Here is a 21,618-nt window from a genome sequence, read left to right as displayed (position 1 = left end):
TAGTGCCTGCTCGTACACCACTGAGATACTGAAGTCCGTATGCGCGTAGATCAGCATTCGTGCAATTAATTTCGAGAGCTAAGTTTATCCTGTGAATGTTGTGTGTGCAGGCCATAAATGCTGCTCAAGGTTTTGCTGGGGTCGGGGCGCGGGTCTACATTGGGTTCATATTCACGACGAAAGTTGTTCTTGTCCCAAGCCAACCTGGAAGGGGGATCGCTCCGACATGGAGACATTGATCGATTACCTGCACAAGTGGGAAGCGCAGAAGCCGGACCAAACCCTCTTCCGGTTCGTCGATGCCGATGGCCGCGAACTCGAGCACTACACCTACCAGGCCTTCGCCGAGCGCAGCCGCGAACTGGCCGCCTACCTGTCCACGGAGGCCGGCCTGAAGCCCGGCGACCGTGCGCTGCTGGTCTACCCGCCCGGTCTGGAAATGATCGCGGCACTGTATGCGTGCGCGCGCATCGGAGTGATCGCCGTTCCGGTCAGCCCGCCCCTGCCGATGTCCTTCGAATCCGGGCTGGCCAAGCTCAGCTTCATCGCCCGCGACTGCCAGGCCGTGGCCGTGCTGTCGACGAAGCAGTTCGAGTACGACTTCCGGCTCCTGCTGGGCCGGCGCGACGGCGAGCAGGTGTGGGTGGGCGGCCCCGGCGCCGGCCTGCCGGAGCTGCCCTGGTTCGCGACCGACGCCGCCCAGGACTTCGGCGGCGCCCCGGTCGCGGACACTCCCGGGGAGGTGCTCTTCCTGCAGTACACCTCGGGTTCGACCAGCGATCCCAAGGGTGTGATCGTCACCCACGCCAACATCATCGCCAACGGTTTCGCCGCCTTCGACGGCGACGACGTGGTGGCGGCCTCGTGGCTGCCCCAGCACCACGACATGGGGCTGATCTCCGCCTACATGTTCATCGTGCTGCTCGGCGGGACCACCCACGCGATGTCGCCCCTGGACTTCCTCGCCCGGCCGTCGTCCTGGCTACGGCTGATCACCAACGTGCGCGCCACACACACGCCGGGACCGAACTTCGCGCTCGAATACTGCCTGCGCGAGGACAAGCTGCCCGCCTCCGAATTGGCCGACGTCGACCTGAGCAGTCTGGAGTGCATCGTGGTGGGCGCAGAGCCGTTGCGCGCCAACACCTTCGCTCGGTTCCGGCAGCGGTTCGCCGAGTACGGTCTGCGGGCCGATGCACTGACGGGCGCCTACGGCATGGCCGAATTCACCCTGACCGTGTCGATCCGCGGGCGCCAGACCATCGCGGTGAACAAGCGCGGGCTGGAGAAAAATGTGGCTCGCGTCGAAAAGGCGCTGCCGGAAAACAGCAACCAGGTGCCGTTGGTCAGCTGCGGCAAGCCGATCGACGAAACGGTCGTTCGCATCGTCGATCCCGAATCGCAGCAGGCGTTGCCCGAAGGGCGGGTCGGCGAGATCTGGCTGACCGGACCCTCCAAGGGGGCCGGCTACTGGAACCGTCCGCAACTCACCGCGGAGATGTTCGGCGCCCGCGTCGCCGGCGATGACCGGCACACCTTCTTGCGGACCGGCGATCTGGGCTTCCTCTACGAGGGCGAGCTGTTCGTCTGCGGGCGCAGCAAGGACCTGATCATCGTCCGCGGCGTCAACTGCTATCCCTCCGACATCGAAGCCGTCGTCGAGCGCACGGCCGCGCACGTCCGGGGCGGCTGTGTCGCCGCCTTCTCGGTCGAGCACGAGGAGTCCGAAGCGCTGGTCGTCGTCGCCGAGGTGCGCGACGAACACAAACTGCCGGACGGCAAGGCCGTGGCCCGCGCGATCCGCCGGCACTGCCACATCGATCCGCACGCGATCGTCTTCGCGCCCCCGCGCAGCATTCCCAAGACCACGTCGGGCAAGATCCGGCGCGCGTCGACGCGCCGGCTCTGGCTGGACGACGCATTGCCCGCCTTCACAACGTGGATCAACCAGTCGGCCAACCGAACTCACGATGGCCTGGATTCCGGTGCGGGTCCGCTGGAACGCTTCCGCAACCTCATCGAGAGCTACGACCTCACCGGCGACGAGGATTGCTCATTCGCCGACCTCGGCATCGACTCGCTGGCGCTGGCCGAACTGCGCACGGACCTGCAGGCCCTCCTGGAGGAGAACGGCGCGGGCGAGCTGGCCGAGGACGTCAACACCCGCCTGTTGCAGCGGCTGACGGTGTCCGAATTCTTCGGGCTCATCAGGCAATTCGGCGAAGGATCCGGCCGGCCGCTCGACGCCCTGCGCCGGGCGCTGGACCAGATCTCGGCCGAGTACGAGGCTCACGAGGCCGCGCAGATGCGGGCCGACGCGGCGCTGCCGCTGCCGGAGCCGGCACCCGCGCGGCCGGGTGCGCCCACCGACCTGCTGCTCACCGGCGCGACGGGATTCCTCGGGCCGTTCCTGGTGAGCAGCCTGCTGACGCGGACCTCCTACACGCTGCACGCACTGGTGCGCGCCACGGACGCCGCGCACGGTGTGGACCGCATCGTCGCGTCGCTGCGCCGCGCCCAGCTCTGGACGCCGGCGCTGGAAGCCGACGTCCGCGCACGGGTCCACGTCGTCTGCGGCGATCTCGCCGAGCCCGCGCTGGGTATCGGGGAGGCGGCCTTCCAGCAGCTTGCGCGGGATGTCGATGTCGTCGTGCACAACGGCGCCCTGGTCAACTACGTCCGCACCTACGACGCGCTGCGGCCGGCCAACGTGGAGGGCACCCGCGAGCTGTTGCGGCTGGCGATGACCAACCACCGCAAGGCATTCCACCTCGTTTCCAGCACGTTCATCTACGGCTGGAGCACCGAGCCGGTGGTCGGCGAGTGGGATGCGAACGAAAAGATGTCCGGCCTTGACTTCGGTTACTCGCAGACCAAGTGGGTCGGCGAGCAGCTGGCGCTGGCCGCGCAACGCAAGGGGCTCGACGTCCGCATCTACCGGCCCTCGCTGATCTCGCCGACCCGCGCGGGTTTCGGCAGCCAGGACGACATCCTGGTGCGCCTGACGGCGTTCATGATCGAGCACGGGGTCGCCTGCAACGTGCTCAACCAGATCAGCCTGCTGCCGGCGGACCTGATCGCGGATCACGTCGTCGCCATGATGGGCCTGCCGAACGAGTCGGGCAGTGTCTTCAACATGACGGCGGACGAGTACTACAACCTGACCGACGTGACCCGGATCCTGTCCGAACGGTACGGGTATCGCTTTGAGTACCACGACATCCCGTCGTTCACCGAGCAGCTCAACCGCCGCTGCACGCCGAACGACCAGATGTATCCGCTCGTCGATTTCCTCACCCGGTCGGCGGACAAGATCGCGGCGATGCGTGACAAGCGCTACGACAACACCCAGTACCGCGACCGGCGGGGGCTGGCCAAGGTCCGCCTGCACGAGCCGGCCCTGACCGAAACGGTAGATCATCTGGTCCGGTTCCTGCGCAGCGAGCGTCTGATCACCGAGGTGGAGGACGAGGCGCAGCGCAGCGCCTAGCTTGGCGCGAGGGAATCGCGCGAGGATATTGCCAAGCGATACGGAAAGGGAATGGCGACGATGTTCACTGTCGATGACAAGGCAACGGGCCCGCACGACGCGTCGCTCGACCACGAGCGGATCGTGCTGCAGGCGCGCGACGTCGATTTCGATTGGTCGACGCTGCCGTTCTACTACGTGCCCGGCGAGCCCTTCAGCACCCACTTCTGCAATGTGCTGCACCTGTTGCTGCCCGCGGGTGAGGAGTTCATCGTCGATGCCTTCAGGGACACCTTGCCGCTGATCAAAGACGATCAGCTGCGGCGTGACGTGCAGGGCTTCGTCAGCCAGGAGGCCATGCACTCCCAGGCACATGCGGGGGTGCTCGGGCACTTCGCGGCCAACGGCGTCGACGTGACGCCGTTCACCGACCAAATGCGTTGGCTTTTCACCCAACTCATCGGTGATCGCCCGCAGTGGAGCCGGCGCAGGCGCCAGAGCTGGCTGCTGGAGCGCGTGTCGATGGTCGCGGCGCTCGAGCACTACACCGCCATCCTCGGCGAATGGATTCTCGACACCCCGCAGCACGACGCCATGGGCACCGACCCGGTGATGCTCGATCTGCTGCGCTGGCACGGCGCCGAGGAAGTCGAGCACAAGGCGGTCGCCTTCGACACCATGAAGCACCTGCGGGCCGGGTATTGGCGCCAGGTGCGTACCCAGCTGCTGATCACACCGGCGCTGCTGTGGTTGTTCGTCCGCGGCGTGCGATTCATGTACTCGGTGGATCCCTACCTGCCGCCCGGCAGCAAGCCGCGGTGGCGGGACTACTTCCGCGCCGCGCGCCGGCGGCTGGTGCCCGGGCCGTTCCAGTTCCTGCGGGTCATCGGCGCCTACTACACACCGAGTTTCCATCCGTCCCAGCTGGGCGGCGTCGGGCGCGCGGTCGACTACCTGGCCCGCTCACCCGCCGCCCGCGCTTCGCACTGACGGACACTGACGGACACCGAAGGGCACTGACGATGACGACCGGCCTGACCTCCACCACGGTCGCCGCCTCCGACGGCGTGCAACTGGCGGTGCATGCCTATACCGACATCGACCCTGGGCGGCCGACCGTCCTGGCCATCCACGGCTACCCGGACAACCACCACGTCTGGGATGCGGTGGCGGCCACCTTGGGTCAGCGGTTCAATGTCGTGGCGTACGACGTGCGCGGCGCCGGCCAATCCTGGGCGCCGCCGGACCGTTCGGGGTATCGGCTCACCCAGCTGGTCGCCGACGTCGGCGCGGTGATCGAGCACCTCGGAGTGGACGAGGTGCACCTGCTGGCCCACGATTGGGGGTCGATCCAGGCCTGGGCGGCCGTCACCGACGACGCGGTGACGGGCAAGGTCGCGTCGTTCACGTCGATCTCCGGGCCCCACCTCAACTACGCGGGCAGGTTCTTGCGCTCGGCGCGCACCCCGCGGGCGCTGTTGGATGTGGCCAAACAGATCCTTGCCTCGTCCTACATCTGGTTTTTCCTGTGCCCGGTCGTACCGGAGCTGGCGATCCGTTCCCGGGCTACGGTGAAAGTCTTTGAGGCGGTTGAGCGTATCGGCGGATCGAGCGCCCGCCGCGAGCGCGGGGCGGCATACCGCTCGGTCGGCGACTACCTCAACGGGCTCAACCTGTACCGCGCGAACATGCCGGCTCCCATCCTGTCGCCCCCTGCGCAGTTGCCGCAGACCACCGTTGCGGTGCAGGTGCTGGTCGCGCGCCAGGATTATTTCGTATCGCCTGCCCTGCAACGGTTTACCGGTTCAATCCCGGACGGCGCCAGGATCGTCCCGATCGAGGGCGGCCATTGGGCGGTCAGCGCCTACCCCGAAACCATCGCGCGGCTGGTCGGCGAGTGGGTCGACCTGATCGCCGCCTCCGGTGACCGCCGCGGCATCGGCCAGAGGTGAGGATTATCGTGGCACAGACTATTTGGGACAGCATTCCGGCCGACTTGTACGGCCGCCGCAAGCGTGACCGGATGTACACCGCGTTGTACGGGGTCGGCTCGCTGTTCGGCGGCATGGCGTCGGCGTCGCGGTGGACGTCCACGCGCGTGGAGTCGGTGCGGCGCACCACCACCGCGCGGGTCACCGACCGTACGCCCCTGACGCCCGATGTGGTCGCCTTGACGATGGCCGACCCCGCCGGCGGGCTGTTGCCGTCCTGGACGCCAGGCGCGCACATCGACGTTCGGCTGCCATCGGGCCGGCGCAGGCAGTACTCGCTGTGCGGCTCGCCCGGCCGGCGCACCGACTACCGCATCGCGGTGCGCCGCATCGCCGGGGGCGGCGGCGGTTCGATCGAAATGCACGACGCCTTCCAGGTGGGTGACACCATCGAATTTGAAGGGCCCCGCAACGCGTTCTATCTCGTCACCGACGAGCGCGAGGTGCTGTTCGTGATCGGCGGCATCGGCGTGACTCCGATTCTGCCGATGATCCAGACCGCCCGGCAGCGCGGAATCGATTGGCGCGCCGTGTATGCCGGGCGCAGCCGAGACTCGATGCCGCTGCTGGACGAGGTGGTGGCGGTGGCCCCCGACCGGGTCACGGTGTGGGCCGACGACGAGCGCGGCCGATTTCCCACCGCGTCGGAGTTGCTCGCCGACGCCGGGCCCGCCACGGCCGTCTACGTATGCGGACCGACCGCCATGCTGGAATCGGTGCGCGCCGCGCGTGACGAACACGCGGACGCGCCGCTGCATTATGAACGTTTCGGCCCTCCGCCGGTGGTCGACGGGGCCCCCTTCGAACTGGAGCTTTCCCGCTCGCGACGGACGATGCGGGTGCCGGCGAACCGGTCGGCGCTCGACGTCATGCTCGACCGCGATCCGTCCACCGCATACTCCTGCCAGCAGGGCTTCTGCGGCACCTGCAAGGTGAAAGTGCTTGGCGGGCAGGTCGATCGCCGCGGGCGCGCGACCGAGGGCGACGACGAAATGCTGGTCTGCGTCTCCCGCGCGAAAACCGGGCGAGTAGTCATCGACGCCTGAGCGCACAGATGCGCGGCATTTGACCCCGTGCCGTGCAAAATGGCCACGTGCAGGGATTCGGCTTTGGCGCCTTGGCGCTGCTGACGGCTGTCGGCTTCGCCGGCCCGGTGCTGGCCGCTGTGCCGCGCCTGCGGATACCGGTGGTCGTCGGCGAACTCACCGCGGGCCTGGTCATCGGCAAGACGGGTTTCGGTGTGGTCGATGCGTCCGAACCGACCTTCCAGTTGTTCGCCAACATCGGCTTCGCGCTGGTGATGTTCGTGGTGGGTAGCCATGTCCCGGTCCGTGACCCCGCGATGCGTTCGGCTGTGCCTACGGCACTGGCGCGCGCGGTCGTTGCCGGCGCCGCCGCCGCGGCCCTCGGGTACGGGCTGGCCATGTGGTTCGGCACCGGGCACGCCGCGCTGTACGCGGTGCTGATGGCGTCGTCGTCGGCGGCCATGGCGCTGCCGATGATCGACGCGTTGCGGTTGCGCGGCCCGCAGGTGCTCTCCGTGACCGCGCAGATCGCCATCGCGAACGCGGCCTGTATTGTGCTGCTGCCCTTGGTGATTGACTTCCGCCATGCGGCGGCGGCGGCGCTGGGCGGATTGGCGATCACGGGCTGCGCGGTGCTGCTCTTCGTGGCGCTGCGGTGGGTCGACCGCAGGGGCTGGCGACAGCGCATGCACGACTATTCGCACAACAACCAGTTGGCTCTGGAACTGCGGATCAATCTGCTGGTGCTCTTCGGGCTGGCGGCGCTGGCCGTCAGCACCGACGTGTCGATCATGCTGGCGGGCTTCGCGCTGGGGTTGGTGATCGCCATGGTCGGCGAGCCGCGGCGGCTGGCGCGTCAGTTGTTCGGCATCACCGAGGGCTTTTTCAGCCCGGTGTTCTTCGTCTGGCTCGGCGCCTCGCTTCAGGTCCGCGAGCTCGGTTCGCAGCCGAAATACATCCTGCTCGGTATCGGCCTGGGCCTCGGTGGCGTGCTGGCGCACTGCGTGGGGCGACTACTCGGCCAGCCGCTCACCTACGCGGTGATGTCCTCCACGCAGCTCGGCGTGGCGGTGGCCGCCGCCACCATCGGCACCCAACAGCACCTGCTGGCCGCGGCAGAGGCCTCGGCGTTGATGTTCGGTTCCCTGCTGACCATCGCCTGCACGTCGATCGCGGGTGCGCTCGCGGCACGCCGCCAGGCCGCCGGCGAACCGGACGAAGCCGCTCAGACGCCGTTGGGCCGTGCTTAGGCAATGCCGAGGACGCCTGTGGGGCTCCGGCGCGACCGGGGCCCGGGCCGGGTGTCCAGCGCATTCACCCTGGCCAAGGTGATCCGCGACCAGCAGGAAGCCGTGACCGTGCGGGTGCGGCTCGACGAGGCCCGCATCGAAAAGCTGCTCGCCGACTGCGACCCGCCCCATGCCGCGGACTGAGCAGTACTACTCAGTCTCACGGCGTAGAAGTGCGCCGGCCCTGGTGGGATCGGGGCCGGGATTCGCCATCGTGGTCAGTATGGGGGCGGGTCGATCCAGGCGGACCGGCCAAGGCGGACCGGCCACCGCGGACTGGCCACCGATATTGGCCGAAAGTCCCTTGAGCAAGAGCCATCGTGCTCTCGTGGCGCCGCCGGGGATGCGTGATCGTGGATAGGCAGCCGCTAGGGAAAGAGAGGGGCAGGCATGAGCACCCGTTTCCCGGACGCCGGAACGATCCGGACAGCCCTGGCCTTGGCATCGCGCGCCCCCTCCGTGCACAACACCCAACCGTGGCGGTGGCGCGTCGGCCCCGAGAGCCTGCAGTTGTACGCCGACCTCGGCCGGCAGCTGCCCAACACCGACCCCGATGGCCGCGACTTGATCCTGAGTTGTGGTACCGCGCTGCATCACTGCATTGCGGCGTTTGCGGCGGTGGGATGGCGATCCAGGGTTAGCCGGCTGCCCAACGCCGACGACCCCAACCACCTCGCCACGATCGAGCTCTACCCTCAGCCCGCCGACTATCTCGACATCGCACTCGCCGCGTCCATCCCGCGACGGCGAACCGATCGGCGACACTACAGTTCCTGGCCGGTGCCCACGGCCGACATCGCGCTGATGGCGGCGCGGGCCGCGCGCAACGGTGTCACGCTGCGCCAGGTGGAGGACCTCGACGCGCTACACGACATCGTCGCCGCATCCGTCCGCGATCACCTGACCCAGGACTATCTCGCCGAACTCACCACGTGGAGCGGGCGCTACTTCTCGGTCGCGGGCGTTCCCGCCGGCAATACGCCGATATCGGATCCCGACGCCAAGATCCCGGCACGGCTGTTCGCCGGTGCGGCGCTGCCCATGGCGCCGGGCTCTTCGTCGGCCGACGACAACGCCGTGGTGCTCGCGCTGGGCACCCGCTACGACGACCGGCTGGCGCAGCTGCGCGCCGGTGAAGCCACCAGCGTGGTGTTGCTCACCGCGACCTCGACGGGATTGGCCAGTTGCCCGGTCACCGAACCGCTGGAGACCGCCGCAACCCGCGATGCGGTCCGCTCCGACATCTTCGGCGACAGCAGTTACCCGCAGATGCTGCTTCGGGTGGGCTGGGCGCCGATCAACGCCGACCCGTTGCCGGCGACGCCGCGACGCGACCTCGGTGACTTCGTCGAATGAGCGGATGTCGAATGAGCGGATGTCGAATGAGCGGATGTCGAATGAGCGGGGGCGGACGTCGAAGGGGCGCGCCGATCGCGAGCGCTAGACATCACCGGGCGGTGACCCGAATTGGAATCGCCTGCCGGTGATGCTCTCGGGAACGATGCGCACATAGTGCGTCTTTTCCGACCTGGTCCACGGCAGCACCTGCGCGCGCTCGGCCTCCTCGAGTTCCTGGGGCGTGCGCAGCGAGCGCGCCGTGCCCCGCACGATCACGCTCCATGCCTGGGCGACGTTGTGGTCGTCGGCTTCGAAGAGCACCCCGTTGTTGATTGCCGAGCTGACCAGCTTGGTCCCCTCGGCGGTGCGGAACAGCACGGTCCGGCGCTGGACGACGTAGTTGACCGGGAAGATGTCGGGCTGACCGTCGGCGTAGGTGATCAGCCGTCCCAGCGCCAGACTCCCGAGGAGCTCCCAGCATTCGTGCACCGACAGGATGTCGACTCCGTCGTCGGTCATCGGAATATCTCCTCCCGCGGGTGCGGCCGGTGTTCGTAACGGGCCACTGCCGCAAGGCTATTGACGCGCCACCGGCGATGGCGTCGGCCGAAGGTCCTCACTGGTGGGGACCAAAGTCGTTGAACCAGCTGCTTCTCGATTGCTCCGCCGAGAATATGGGATATTGAATAACGGCAGGAAGGACCCGCCATGGTCAAGGTGTTCTTGGTCGACGACCACGAGGTCGTCCGCCGCGGTCTTTGCGATCTGCTCGCCTCCGATCCCGACCTGGCGATCGTCGGCGAGGCGGGCACGGTGGCGGAAGCGAAGGCGCGGATACCGGCGCTGCAACCCGACGTCGCCGTTCTCGACGTTCGCCTGCCCGATGGCAACGGCATCGAACTGTGCCGCGACCTGGTTTCCGATCATCCCGACCTGCGCTGCCTGATGTTGACGTCGTTCACCTCCGACGAGGCGATGCTCGAGGCCATCCTGGCCGGCGCCAGCGGGTTCGTCGTCAAAGACATCACGGGCATGGCGCTGGCCCAGGCGATCAAAGATGTGGGTGCGGGTAAATCGCTTCTGGACAACCGGGCGGCCGCCGCGCTGATGGCGAAGCTGCGCCACACGCCCACCCACGACGACCCGTTGTCCGGGCTGACCGAGCAGGAACGAACGCTGCTCGGACTGCTCAGCGAAGGATTGACCAACCGGCAGATCGCGGCCCGGATGTTCCTCGCGGAGAAGACGGTGAAGAACTACGTGTCTCGGTTGTTGGCCAAGCTCGGCATGGAGCGCCGCACCCAGGCCGCGGTGTTCGCGTCGAAACTCAATCAGCGGTCCGGTCTACCGTCGACGCCGCCGGACTGGCCGGGGTGACCGACGACCATGGAACAGTTGCTGCGGGTGATCGTCGAGATCGGCGCAGGCCTCGATCGCGGCGCCGTGCTGCACCGGATCATCAGTGCGGCAAGGGAACTGACGTCAGCCCCGTACGGCGCGCTGGCCATCCGTGATGAGGACGGCAACTTGGTGTCGTTCGTCCATGAGGGCATGGACGACGAGGCGGTCCGGCTCATCGGGCACCCGCCGGTCGGCAAGGGCCTGTTGAGCTTGTCGCTGCTGGACACGCCCGCGCTTCGGATGGACGATCTGACCACGCACAGCGCCGCCGTCGGCTTCCCCGAGCACCATCCACCGATGCGCGCCTTCCTCGCGGTCCCGATCACCATCCGCGACAACGTGTTTGGCAACCTGTACCTGACCCACGTCGATCCGGGCCGGGTGTTCTCCGAGTCCGACGAAATGGCCGCGCGCGCATTGGCGTTCGCGGCCGCCGTCGCCATCGACAACGCGCAGGTCTTCGAACGCGAACGGACATCGGTGAAGTGGATGGAAGCCAGCCGCGAGATCACCGCCGCGCTGCTGTCGCGTCCCGAACCGCACCGGCGCCCACTGCAATTGATCGCCGAACGGGCCCGCGCGCTGACCGGTGCCGAACAGGCCATCGTGCTGGTGCCGGCCGAGGGCGACACGCCCGACGGTGAGGTCGACACCCTGGTGGTCTCCGCCGCGGTGGGGCTGAACGCATCCGAGGTGCTCGGCCAGCGAGTCCCGGTCGAGGGTTCCACCAGCGGCACCGTGTACCGGTCCGGCGAACCGCTGATCACCGAGGAGTTTCGCTATCCGATCCAGTCCTTCACCGATGTCGGGCAGCGCCCGGCAATCCTGATGCCGCTGCGCGCCCGCGACGAGGTCGTGGGGGTCATCGTCATCGCCCGCGGTGTCGACGAGCAGCCGTTCGATGCGGGCTACCTGGACCTGGTCAGCGACTTCGCCACGCACGCCGCCATAGCGCTGGCGCTGGCCTCGGCGCGCGAGGACGCGCGGCAGTTGGCGGTCCTGGCCGAGCGCGAGCGCATCGCGCACGATCTGCACGACCACGTCATCCAGCGGATCTTCGCGGCGGGACTGAACTTACAGGGCACGCTGGCCAGGGCGCGTTCGCCGGAAGTGGCCGACCGGCTCGGCCGCACCCTGGTGGATCTGCAGACCATCATCGAGGAAATCCGCACGACGATCTTCGCGCTCAAGTCGCCCGTGGCCGGACACGACGATTTCCGTCAGCGCATTCAGCGGGTGGTCGCCGACCTGACCGCGAATGCTGACCTCGTCACGACCGTGCGCCTGGACGGGCCAATGGCCGCCGTCGGTGACGCGCTCGCCGACCACGCGGAAGCCGTCACCACCGAAGCCGTCAGCAATGCCGTGCGTCATGCGGGGGCGTCGCGGCTGACCGTCGAGATCAGCGTCGCGGACATGTTCATCCTCAACGTAATTGACGACGGTCGGGGCATACCGGCCGGCAACACGCGGCGCAGCGGCCTGGCCAACATGCAACGGCGTGCCGAGCAACTCGGTGGCACCTGCGAGGTCACCAGCCCGCCCGCGGGCGGGACCCGGGTACACTGGGTCGTCCCGTTGATCGACGGTTGAGAGCGAAATATGCTGTGGCGCAAGCTGTTCACGCGCCATCGCCGTCGCGTTCGACGCGTTCGTGTGCGGTCAGCATCAGGTGGTCGAATTCGGACTGGTTCAGCGCTAGACGGGCACGGCGGAAGTCCGCGGCGATCTGTTCGGCCAGCGGCCGCAGCTTGACATTCGCCTCCTGGGACAGCCACCTGAGCAGATCGAATGCCGCGCTTGCGCTGATCCCGTAGATCAGCATCAGCATGCCCTTGGTCTGTTCAATGGCGGCCCGATTCTCGCTGATCTCAGCGAGTTTCACGCTCATCTCGTCCTGCTGGGCCTGGTGGTGGGCCGGGGAGACGTCGATATAGAACCCGTGTGTTCCGATCACGCCGCCGTCGTCGTCGCGGATCCGATCGCTGACGACGACCACGTGGCGCACGTTGCCCTGGGTATCGATGATCCGGTGACGGGTGCTGAACGCCTCGTGGGTGTGGACGATTTGGTCGATGGTGGCCGCGATGTGCCCGCGTCGTCGGGATGTTTGTGCGAGAGCACCAGTTCGGTGGTCGGAGTGACGGTGCCGGGCCGGTACCCGTGCATGCGCTGTACCTGTTCGGACCATTCCCAGCGTTGGTCGGCGAAGTAGAACCGGAACCAGCCCGCCATTTGGGCAGCGCCGCCGGCCAACGCCTGTTCGACGTTGGCCCTGCCGTCGAGTTCCCATTTCATCGTGTATCCGTCTCCCTGCCGTCGGGTGAGACGTTTACCGGCGGCCGGCGGCGGCAGTGACGCACCGCCGCCGGCCGCCGGCAGGTCAGGCGTCGACGACCTCGCGCTGGGCGGCGCCGTCTTTGACGGCCCGCTGAGTGTCGCCGCGGCGAACCCCGATCTTGCGTGGCTTGGCCCTCTCGGCCACCGGGATGTGCAGGCGCAGGACGCCTTCGGAATAGGCGGCCTCGATCTTGTCGGTGTCGAGGTTTTCGCCGAGCACCAGCTGGCGGCTGAACACGCCGCGCGGCCGCTCGGTGGCCAGCATCTCGCGGTTGGGGTCGAGCGCCGGTCGCTCGGCGCGCACGGTCACCACATTGCGCTCGATGTCGATGTCCAGCGAGTCGGCATGGATGCCGGGCAGGTCGAATTCGACGACGAAGCTGTCGCCTTCGCGCCAGGCGTCCATCGGCATGACTGCCGGCCGGGCGGCGGTGCCGAGCGCCTGATGCGCGAATCGGTCGAACTCACGGAAGGGATCGGAACGCATCAGCATGGTTGTCACCTCATCACTCCAATCTAGGCGGCGGTGCGGCAATTTCTTGTGCCTGCTGGCATAGATTTCACATAGCACTGTCGACAGAATATCGCAAGTGTGCTACACAGTCTTTCTAAGCGACAAGCTCTTTCTAGGCCACAAGCTGAAGGGGAGGAGGGCGATGGCCGACCACCGCGGCGACGTAGGCGTGCCGTCGTCGGGCCACGGCGTGTACGGCATCTCGGTGGCCGCCGAACTGTCGGGGATCGCGGTGCAATCGCTGCGACTCTATGAGCGGTATGGCCTGATCACCCCGGCCCGCAGCCAGGGCGGTACCCGCCGGTACAGCGCCGACGACCTCACGCGGCTCAGGCGCATCAATGAACTGGTCGACTCGGGTGTCAACCTCGCCGGCGTCGCACGCATTCTCGACCTGGAAGACCACAACGCCACGCTGTCGGCGGCCAACACCGATCTGCGTTCGACCAACCGCATCTTGCGTGAAGCCGCGAAAACGGCCAAGCCCGTCGAACCCGGCACGCCCTGAGCCCGTCCCGATTGCACCGGCGAAGGGCGGGTATCCGTCGCGCTATGCGTTCGAGGAGAAGCGATGGGTGAGTCGACGCAAACCGGCGCCCGGGTGGTCGACGGCGCGCGGCGGGAGGCGGACGCCTACCGCGGCGATAATCCCCGGCCGCTGGGCGGCTACCTGGCCGTCCTGGTCGTCTACGGCGTCGTCGTTGTCGTCGCCGCGCTGGCCGCGCTGGGCAGCGGGCGCACGCTGCCGCCCCGGTGGCGGGTCCAGGACCTGCTCCTGCTCACCCTGGGCACCCACAAACTGTCGCGGACCTTGACCAAGGACGCCGTGACGAGTCCGCTACGGGCGCCGTTCACGCACTACGCGGGTACGGGCGGACCGGCAGAAGTCCAGGAAGAGGTTCGCGAGCAGAGTCAGCTCCGGCACAGCTTGGGGGAGCTGCTGACCTGCCCCTTCTGCCTGGACATGTGGGTCGCCACGGCGTTCGCCATCGGGCTGGTGTTCGCGCCCCGGCTCACCCGGCTGGTCGCCGGAGTGTTCAGTGCGCTGGCGGGCGCGGACTTCCTGCAACTCGCCTACGCCATGGCTCAGCAGTCCGCCGAGGGCTGACGCGCCGGGCCGCGTCGCCTCAGCTGGTCGTGGGCCTCAGCTGGTCTTCGGCCTCAGCTGGTCTTGGGCATCGGAATGCCTTCGCTGGCCGTGAATTGCGCGTCGTCCTCGGAGGACAACCCGATCGAGACGACCGAGCGGGTGAACAGCGCGTCGGTCAGGTATGCCAGCGACATCGCCCACCGGTTGACGCCCCGTGGGATCGCGTACAGGTGGTACGCCCGCGTGACCGCCTTGGCGGGCAGCCCGGACAAATGGATGTTGAGCGGATTGGCCACCGCGTAGCCGGGCCCGAGGTCGACCACCAGGCCGAGGTTGCGGTGCTTGTACTCCTTGCCGCTGCCGTAGCCGAGGCTGGCGGCGACGTTGCGGGCCAGGGCCTTGCCCTGCCGGGTCGCGTGCTGAGCGGTCGGGGGCGTGACCTTTCCCGGTTGCGTCAGGTCGGGCACCGCGGCCGCATCGCCGGCCGCGAACACCTCTGGATGATCCGGCACCTGCAGATCGGCCCGCACCACGAGCCGGCCCTTTTCGGTCGGCAGTCCCAGGTTCTGGATCAACGGGGCGCCGGTCACCCCCGTCACCCACGCGATCGTGCGCGTTTCGATGCGCGAATCATCGCTGAGCACAACGTGATCGGCGTGGGCCTCCTTGAGGGTGGTGCCGAGCCGGACATCGATGCCGCGCTTGCGCAATACCTTCAGCGCGGCGTCGCCGAGCTTCTTTCCTACCTCGGGCATCACCTGTTCGGCCAGGTCCAGCAACAGAAACCGCACCTCGGCGGGGTCGAAAGCCATCTGTTTGGCCGCCGCGTCGGCCAGCGCGCGCAGCTGCGCCACCAGCTCGGTGCCCGAATAGGACGCGCCGACCACCACGACGGTGCGCCGCGCCGCGGCCACCCGGGGGTCGTCTTCGATGCTGGCCAACTCCAATTGTTCGATGAAATGGTCTCGCAGGTAGAGCGCTTCGGCCGTGCTCTTCAGTCCGCGCGCGTGTGTGGCGAGCCCGCGGACATCGAGCAACCGCGTCACCGATCCGGGCGTCAGCACCAGCCGATCCCAGGGCATGGAATGGTTGCGCTCCTCGGGGTCGCAGTAGGTCACCGTCCGTCCGGCGAAGTCCACCCCGTCGACGCGACCGCGCAAGAGGCGCACGCCCTTGAGCGAATTGGCCAGTGGGACAGCGACAAAGCGGGCGTCGGCCACGCCGCCGGCGACGTCGGGCAGCAGCGGGGTGTACAGCATGTAGTCGACCGGCGAGATCATCGTGATGTCGACCGGGGCGCGCCGTCGGCGCAGAATCCTGGCCAGCCGACGCGCGCAGGTGAATCCGGTGAAGCCGCTTCCCACTATTACGATGGAGGTCACTGATCCGAGTGTAGGCGGACTTCGGGAACGCGACAGGGCAGCATTTGGCCGCTGTCGCCGCAACCGCCGTGAAAGGCATTGAGCGCCAGAGGTTATGGCTGCACCACGCAACGCGTGGACGGTGAACCCCGTTGCGGCGTAGCCCGCCGCAGCTGCCGACGCGTTCGCTGTCTGGCCTTGCGGTTCGCTGAATGGCTCATACACTGGAATTCAACGTTGGCAGTCGCAAGCTTGTGCGAACCCATCTGTTCCGCCGTGATGCCCTCGGGGATGGGGCTCCGAGGTTCGGATGGACTCGGAGGTGATCTCATGCGTGACGGCAGTGTCACCATCGCCACTCAGCTCGTGGAGCTGGTGACGAATCTGGAGCGCGACGGAAGCGACACCGAGGCCGGCTTGCAGGAACTCATTGAAAATGGGGTGCACCACGTCACCGGCGCTCAGTACGCGGGGATCACGCTGGCCGAGAAGAGCAAGTCGGTGAGCAGCATAGTCGCCACGCACCGCCACCCGATGATCCTGGACGCGATTCAGAACAGGTACGGCGAGGGCCCGTGCCTGGCCGCGGCCTGGGAGCACCACGTTATGCACATCGCCGATCTGAATGCCGAAGAGCGTTGGCTGTGCTACCGGCAGCATGCGCTCGAACAGACCCCGATCCGGTCCATCCTCTCATTTGAGCTGTTCGTCGATAGCGACAGCATGGCGGCGCTCAACTTTTATGCCACCACTCCGCAAGCATTCAACGAGGAGTCGGTGGAGTTGGGCACGGTCTACGCCACCCATACCGCCTTGGCGTGGTCGATGATGCGCCGCCGAGATCAATTCCGCAGCGCGCTGGCCTCACGAGACGTCATCGGGCAGGCCAAGGGCGTCGTCATGGAGCGGTTCAATCTCGATGCCGTGGAGGCGTTCGAGCTACTCACCCGGCTTTCGCAACAATCCAACACCAGATTGGTCGACATCGCCGCCGCCCTCATCGACAGCGAACACCCGCTCAAACACCGTGGCGCTAAACCTGACCGCTGACAGCGGTTTTAGCAGAAATCAATCCATCGGGACCGGCGCGCGCCGCCCCTCGGTGATGAGCCGCTCGCCGAGGTCGTAATCGTCGTCGGCGTTGTAGGTCAGCACACCGACGACGGCGTTTTTCGACTCGTACCACACGGTGAAGCCGTCGTCGCGGTCGAGCATCCGGCTACGCTCGTACCCGTCACCCCAGGAGTGATACTTGAGCGTCGCGTCACCGATGGTGGTCCAAAATCCCGGCACCCCATCCCATTTCACATGACAACCCGCCGCGCGCGCCCCGGCGATCTCCCCTTGGTCGGCCGCGTCCTGCCAATGTTCGGTGGCCACAGGGCGATCGGCGACATCGTGGTATGCCAGCGCGACGTCGCCGGCGGCGTACACGCCGGGAGCCGAGGTGGCCATATCCGAACCCACCACGACACGTGACTCGTGGACCCGTAGACCCGCCTCGGCGGCGATTCTGCTTTGTGGCGCCACACCGGTTGCCGCGAGCACCAGGTCACAGTCGATGGTGACGCCGTTGTCCAGGCGCACACCCGCCTCGGTGATTTCCTGCACCGTCACCCCGCCGACGTGGCGGGCGCCCGCGTCGCTGACCAGATCGCGTAGCCGCGCCGCGGCCTGCGCGCCGAGCCGCTTTTCTTGCGGAAGTTGTGACGGCGCAACCACAGTCACTGGAATCCCACGCAGCGCCATCGACGCGGCGGCCTCGCAGCCGATGAACCCCGAACCGATCACCACAGCCGAGGAAGCGTTGTCGGCGGCGGCGCGCAACGCGCCGGCATCGGCCAGAGACCGCAACAACAGCGCGCGTTCCGCACCGGGAAACGGCGGGCGGGCGGGTGCGGCGCCGCAGGCCAGGATCAACGTTTCGTAGCCATAGCCATGATCGCCGATCCACACCGCCCGCTCGGTGAGATCCAGCCGGTCGAGCGGCGCGCCGAAAGTGAGCTCGATCGCGCGGTCGCCAAACCACCGGGCCGGGTGCAGTTCGACGTCGTCGGTCTCACCGCGCAGGAATTCCTTGCTCAGCGGCGGCCGTGCATAGGGCGGGTCGATATCGGCGCTGATGATGCGCACCGGCGTGTCGGTGTCGTGCTCGCGAAACGACTCCGCCGCGGCAACACCGGCCGGCCCGCTGCCGACAATCACCACCCCCGAATTGTTCATCACTGTTTAGTACCCACACCGCGGGGGCTGACACGCCGTTTCGGCGGGTGCCAGACGGGTATGTGCCCTCCACATGAAGGCAGTCACGTGGCACGGCAAACGCGATGTCCGGGTGGAATCGGTGCCCGATCCCGCGATCGAGCGGCCCACCGATGCCATCATCGAGGTCACCTCGACCAATATCTGCGGATCCGACCTGCACCTGTACGAGATTCTCGGGGCATTCATGAAACCCGGGGACATTCTCGGCCACGAACCCATGGGCATCGTGCGCGAGGTGGGCACCGAGACGGGGGACCTGCGGGTGGGCGACCGGGTGGTGATCCCATTCCAGATCTCTTGCGGCAGTTGCCATATGTGCGCAGAACAGCTCTACACCCAGTGCGAGACCACCCAGGTGCGCGCCCAGGGGATGGGCGCGGCGCTCTTCGGCTATTCGCAGCTGTACGGCGAAGTGCCCGGCGGGCAGGCCGAGCTGCTGCGCGTCCCGCAGGCCCAGTTCACGCACATCAAAGTTCCTGTGGGACCCCCGGATTCGCGGTTCGTCTATTTGTCGGACGTCTTGCCGACCGCGTGGCAGGCGGTCGCTTACGCCAACATCCCGGACGGCGGCTCGGTCACCGTGCTCGGGCTGGGCCCCATCGGGGACATGGCCGCGCGCATCGCCGATCACCTGGGCTACCGCGTCATCGCCGTCGACCTGGTGCCCGAGCGGTTGGGGCGCGCCGCGAAACGCGGCATCCACACCGTCGATTTGGGGCGGCTGGACGGCTCGCTCGGTGATGCGATCCGCGACCTGACCGACGGCCGCGGAACCGACGCGGTGATCGACGCGGTCGGCATGGAGGCGCACGGTTCGCCGGCGGCCAAACTGGCGCAGCAGGTCGCCGGTTTGCTGCCTGACGCGCTCGGCAAGCGCGTCATGCAGACGGCCGGCGTGGACCGGCTGTCCGCCCTGTACTCCGCGATCGACATCGTGCGGCGCGGCGGCACCATCTCGCTGATCGGTGTGTACGGCGGCATGGCCGACCCGCTGCCGATGCTCACCCTGTTCGACAAGCAGGTGACCCTGCGGATGGGGCAGGCCAACGTGAAGCGCTGGGTCGACGACATCATGCCGCTGCTCACCGACGAGGACCCGCTGGGCGTGGACGACTTCGCCACGCACGTGCTGCCCCTGGACGAGGCGCCGCACGCCTACGACATCTTCCAGAAGAAGCAGGACGGCGCGGTAAAAGTCATCCTCAAACCGTGATCGGCTACGGCTCAAGGCTTTCCGGTCGCCCGACGCGGTAATCCACGACGACGTGGGGCGTGGCACACAGTTTGACGCCCGGGCAGTCAGGGTATTGATTGCGCCATGACCACCGACGACGCTCCCGCCCCCACGCCCACCGGAGAGGTGTGGCCGGGCAGGGCCTACCCGCTGGGCGCGTCGTACGACGGCGCCGGCACCAACTTCGCCGTGTTCAGCGAGGTGGCCGAGCGGGTGGAGCTGTGCCTGTTCGACGCCGACGGCGCCGAGAGCCGCGTCACCCTGCCCGAGGTCGACGGGTTCATCTGGCACGCGTACATCCCCAACATCGAGCCGGGCCAGCGCTACGGCTACCGCGTGCACGGTCCATACGACCCGCCCTCGGGACAGCGATGCAACCCGAACAAGCTGCTGGTGGACCCGTATTCGAAAGCCATCGACGGCTCGTTCGAATGGAACCAGTCGCTGTTCAGCTACAACTTCGGCGACCCCGACAGTCGCAACGACGACGACTCGGCGGCGAGCATGCCCAAGTCGGTGGTGATCAACCCCTACTTCGACTGGGGCAACGACCGGCCGCCGGACCGCCAGTACGCCGACACGGTCATCTACGAAGCGCACGTCAAGGGCCTGACCCAGACCCACCCGGATATCCCCGAGCCGCTACGCGGCACCTACGCCGCGGTGGCACACCCGGTGATCATCGAGCATCTCAAGAACCTCGGTGTCACGGCCATCGAGCTGATGCCGGTGCACCACTTCGCCAATGACTCCACCCTCGTCGACAAGGACCTGTCGAATTACTGGGGTTACAACACGATCGGATTCCTCGCGCCGGACTCCAAGTACTCCAGCGCCACCAGTGCGGGCGGGCAGGTCCAGGAGTTCAAGGCCATGGTGCGCTCGCTGCACGAGGCCGGCATCGAGGTCATCCTCGACGTTGTCTACAACCACACGGCGGAGGGCAACCACCTGGGCCCGACCCTGTCGATGCGCGGCATCGACAACGCCGCCTACTACCGGTTGGTGGACGACGACAGGCAGTACTACATGGACTACACCGGAACCGGCAACAGTCTCAACGTCGGCCATCCGCACGCGCTGCAGCTGATCATGGACTCGCTGCGCTACTGGGTGACCGAGATGCACGTGGACGGCTTCCGCTTCGACCTGGCGGCCACGCTGGCCCGCGAGTTCTACGACGTCGACCGTCTCGCAACGTTTTTCGAGCTCGTGCAACAGGATCCGACGGTCAGCCAGGTCAAGCTGATCGCCGAGCCGTGGGACGTCGGGCCGGGCGGATACCAGGTGGGCAACTTCCCGCCGCAGTGGACCGAGTGGAACGGGAAGTACCGCGACACCGTCCGCGACTTCTGGCGCGGCGAGCCCGCCACGCTCGACGAATTCGCCTACCGGCTGTCCGGATCGGCGGACCTCTACGAGCACACCGCGCGTCGTCCCGTGGCGTCGATCAACTTCGTCATCGCCCACGACGGCTTCACGCTGCGCGACTTGGTGTCCTACAACGAGAAGCACAACGAGGCAAACGGCGAGGACAACAACGACGGCGAGAGCCACAACCGGTCCTGGAACTGCGGAGCGGAGGGGCCCAGCGACGACGAGCAGGTCAACGACTTGCGCGCCCGCCAGGAGCGCAACTTCCTGACCACGTTGCTGCTGTCGCAGGGCGTGCCGATGATCTGCCACGGCGACGAGCTCGGCCGCACCCAGAACGGCAACAACAACGGCTACTGCCAGGACAACGAGCTCACCTGGATCGACTGGTCCATTGCCGACGCCGGACTGCTGGAGTTCACCCGGACCGTCTCGGCGCTGCGCGCCGAGCACCCGGTGTTCCGCAGGCGCCGGTTCTTCTCCGGCAAGCCACTGGGCCGCCGCGGTCAGGACGGGCTGGCCGACATCGCGTGGTTCACCCCCGAGGGCGCCGAGATGACCGAGGAGGACTGGGGCGCCGGATTCGCCAAATCGGTCGCCGTGTTCCTCAACGGTCACGGCATCCCCGACCGCGATCCGCGGGGGCAGCGGGTGCTCGACGACTCCTTCCTGATGTGCTTCAACGCCCACTACGAGCCGATCGAATTCACTTTGCCGCCAAAGGAATTCGGGGCATCCTGGCAGGTCGTGATCTTTACTGGACGCGAAGAGGACACGCCGGTCGACGAAGTGCCCGGGGGAGGCACGTTCACCGTCGACGCGCACACCGCGGTGGTGTTGCGGGCGCCCGACGGCGGCTGAACCGCGTGACGCGAGCGCGCCCGACCGTTACGTAGCGCCCCGCCTGCCGATACGCTGTGGATGCAG

At 67.4% G+C, this 21,618-nt stretch carries 18 protein-coding genes and 1 pseudogene; 14 read left to right on the top strand and 5 right to left on the bottom strand.

The features are described from left to right. The first annotated feature begins 226 nt into the window (after positions 1 to 226). The 7 genes from OQ789_RS14225 to OQ789_RS14195 all read left to right on the top strand — a co-directional run bounded on the left by OQ789_RS14225 (position 227) and on the right by OQ789_RS14195 (position 9,130). Entirely contained in the window at positions 227 to 3,490 is a 3,264-nt protein-coding gene (locus tag OQ789_RS14225; protein ID WP_324686557.1) for a thioester reductase domain-containing protein, read from the top strand. 60 nt (positions 3,491 to 3,550) lie between these two features. Next, the gene (locus tag OQ789_RS14220; protein WP_324686556.1) at positions 3,551 to 4,459 is read left to right on the top strand and encodes a metal-dependent hydrolase; all 909 of its coding nucleotides are present in this window, start codon (positions 3,551 to 3,553) and stop codon (positions 4,457 to 4,459) included. Positions 4,460 to 4,491: 32 nt separating this feature from the next. Further along, positions 4,492 to 5,421: an alpha/beta fold hydrolase gene (locus tag OQ789_RS14215; RefSeq protein ID WP_324686555.1), complete on the top strand. Its 930-nt coding sequence runs from the start codon at positions 4,492 to 4,494 to the stop codon at positions 5,419 to 5,421. A gap of 2 nt (positions 5,422 to 5,423) precedes the next feature. Continuing rightward, on the top strand, positions 5,424 to 6,506 hold the full coding sequence (locus OQ789_RS14210; RefSeq protein WP_324686578.1) for a PDR/VanB family oxidoreductase: 1,083 nt from the start codon (positions 5,424 to 5,426) through the stop codon (positions 6,504 to 6,506). Positions 6,507 to 6,538: 32 nt separating this feature from the next. After that, positions 6,539 to 7,735 carry a cation:proton antiporter gene (locus OQ789_RS14205; RefSeq protein WP_324686554.1) on the top strand — a complete coding sequence of 399 codons (1,197 nt, stop codon included), beginning with the start codon at positions 6,539 to 6,541 and terminating at the stop codon, positions 7,733 to 7,735. Positions 7,736 to 7,738: 3 nt separating this feature from the next. After that, the gene (locus OQ789_RS14200; RefSeq protein WP_324686580.1) at positions 7,739 to 7,918 is read left to right on the top strand and encodes a hypothetical protein; all 180 of its coding nucleotides are present in this window, start codon (positions 7,739 to 7,741) and stop codon (positions 7,916 to 7,918) included. 246 nt (positions 7,919 to 8,164) lie between these two features. Beyond that, the gene (locus OQ789_RS14195; RefSeq protein ID WP_324686553.1) at positions 8,165 to 9,130 is read left to right on the top strand and encodes an Acg family FMN-binding oxidoreductase; all 966 of its coding nucleotides are present in this window, start codon (positions 8,165 to 8,167) and stop codon (positions 9,128 to 9,130) included. A gap of 84 nt (positions 9,131 to 9,214) precedes the next feature. On the opposite strand, the gene OQ789_RS14190 is transcribed toward OQ789_RS14195, so the two are convergent. Further along, on the bottom strand, positions 9,215 to 9,631 hold the full coding sequence (locus OQ789_RS14190) for a pyridoxamine 5'-phosphate oxidase family protein (protein ID WP_324686552.1): 417 nt from the start codon (positions 9,629 to 9,631) through the stop codon (positions 9,215 to 9,217). Positions 9,632 to 9,820: 189 nt separating this feature from the next. On the opposite strand from OQ789_RS14190, the gene OQ789_RS14185 reads away from it, so the two are divergent. Then, positions 9,821 to 10,489 (top strand): response regulator transcription factor, encoded by a 669-nt coding sequence (locus tag OQ789_RS14185; protein ID WP_324686551.1) that lies wholly within the window; start codon positions 9,821 to 9,823, stop codon positions 10,487 to 10,489. Positions 10,490 to 10,498: 9 nt separating this feature from the next. Further along, positions 10,499 to 12,106, top strand: a complete 1,608-nt coding sequence (locus OQ789_RS14180) for a GAF domain-containing sensor histidine kinase (RefSeq protein ID WP_324686550.1) — start codon at positions 10,499 to 10,501, stop codon at positions 12,104 to 12,106. 28 nt (positions 12,107 to 12,134) lie between these two features. On the opposite strand, the pseudogene OQ789_RS14175 reads toward OQ789_RS14180, so the two are convergent. Together OQ789_RS14175 and OQ789_RS14170 are read right to left on the bottom strand one after the other, a co-directional pair. Beyond that, positions 12,135 to 12,811 (bottom strand): annotated as a pseudogene (locus OQ789_RS14175) (PAS and ANTAR domain-containing protein). Between the two features lie 85 nt (positions 12,812 to 12,896). Then, on the bottom strand, positions 12,897 to 13,346 hold the full coding sequence (locus OQ789_RS14170) for an Hsp20/alpha crystallin family protein (RefSeq protein WP_324686549.1): 450 nt from the start codon (positions 13,344 to 13,346) through the stop codon (positions 12,897 to 12,899). A gap of 163 nt (positions 13,347 to 13,509) precedes the next feature. Here OQ789_RS14170 and OQ789_RS14165 point away from each other — a divergent pair, with 163 nt between their 5' ends. Together OQ789_RS14165 and OQ789_RS14160 are read left to right on the top strand one after the other, a co-directional pair. Further along, positions 13,510 to 13,875, top strand: coding sequence for a helix-turn-helix transcriptional regulator (locus OQ789_RS14165; protein WP_324686548.1), 366 nt, complete (start codon positions 13,510 to 13,512; stop codon positions 13,873 to 13,875). 63 nt (positions 13,876 to 13,938) lie between these two features. Beyond that, complete coding sequence (locus OQ789_RS14160) at positions 13,939 to 14,475, top strand: DUF1360 domain-containing protein (protein ID WP_324686547.1); 537 nt, start codon at positions 13,939 to 13,941, stop codon at positions 14,473 to 14,475. 53 nt (positions 14,476 to 14,528) lie between these two features. On the opposite strand, the gene OQ789_RS14155 is transcribed toward OQ789_RS14160, so the two are convergent. Next, positions 14,529 to 15,839: an NAD(P)/FAD-dependent oxidoreductase gene (locus OQ789_RS14155; RefSeq protein ID WP_324686546.1), complete on the bottom strand. Its 1,311-nt coding sequence runs from the start codon at positions 15,837 to 15,839 to the stop codon at positions 14,529 to 14,531. Positions 15,840 to 16,148: 309 nt separating this feature from the next. Here OQ789_RS14155 and OQ789_RS14150 point away from each other — a divergent pair, with 309 nt between their 5' ends. Further along, complete coding sequence (locus OQ789_RS14150) at positions 16,149 to 16,868, top strand: GAF and ANTAR domain-containing protein (RefSeq protein ID WP_324686545.1); 720 nt, start codon at positions 16,149 to 16,151, stop codon at positions 16,866 to 16,868. A gap of 18 nt (positions 16,869 to 16,886) precedes the next feature. Here OQ789_RS14150 and OQ789_RS14145 read toward each other — a convergent pair whose 3' ends face one another. Further along, the gene (locus OQ789_RS14145) at positions 16,887 to 18,041 is read right to left on the bottom strand and encodes an FAD/NAD(P)-binding oxidoreductase (RefSeq protein ID WP_324686544.1); all 1,155 of its coding nucleotides are present in this window, start codon (positions 18,039 to 18,041) and stop codon (positions 16,887 to 16,889) included. Between the two features lie 73 nt (positions 18,042 to 18,114). Here OQ789_RS14145 and OQ789_RS14140 point away from each other — a divergent pair, with 73 nt between their 5' ends. Continuing rightward, entirely contained in the window at positions 18,115 to 19,296 is a 1,182-nt protein-coding gene (locus OQ789_RS14140) for a zinc-dependent alcohol dehydrogenase (RefSeq protein ID WP_324686543.1), read from the top strand. 105 nt (positions 19,297 to 19,401) lie between these two features. Further along, on the top strand, positions 19,402 to 21,552 hold the full coding sequence (gene glgX / locus OQ789_RS14135; protein WP_324686542.1) for a glycogen debranching protein GlgX: 2,151 nt from the start codon (positions 19,402 to 19,404) through the stop codon (positions 21,550 to 21,552). Positions 21,553 to 21,618 lie beyond the last annotated feature (66 nt).

The sequence above is a fragment of the Mycobacterium sp. 94-17 genome (genome assembly GCF_035617725.1).
Taxonomy (GTDB): Bacteria; Actinomycetota; Actinomycetes; order Mycobacteriales; family Mycobacteriaceae; genus Mycobacterium.
The sequence above is the reverse complement of the archived record's forward strand: the minus strand, read 5'-3'. Positions and strand labels throughout refer to the sequence as shown.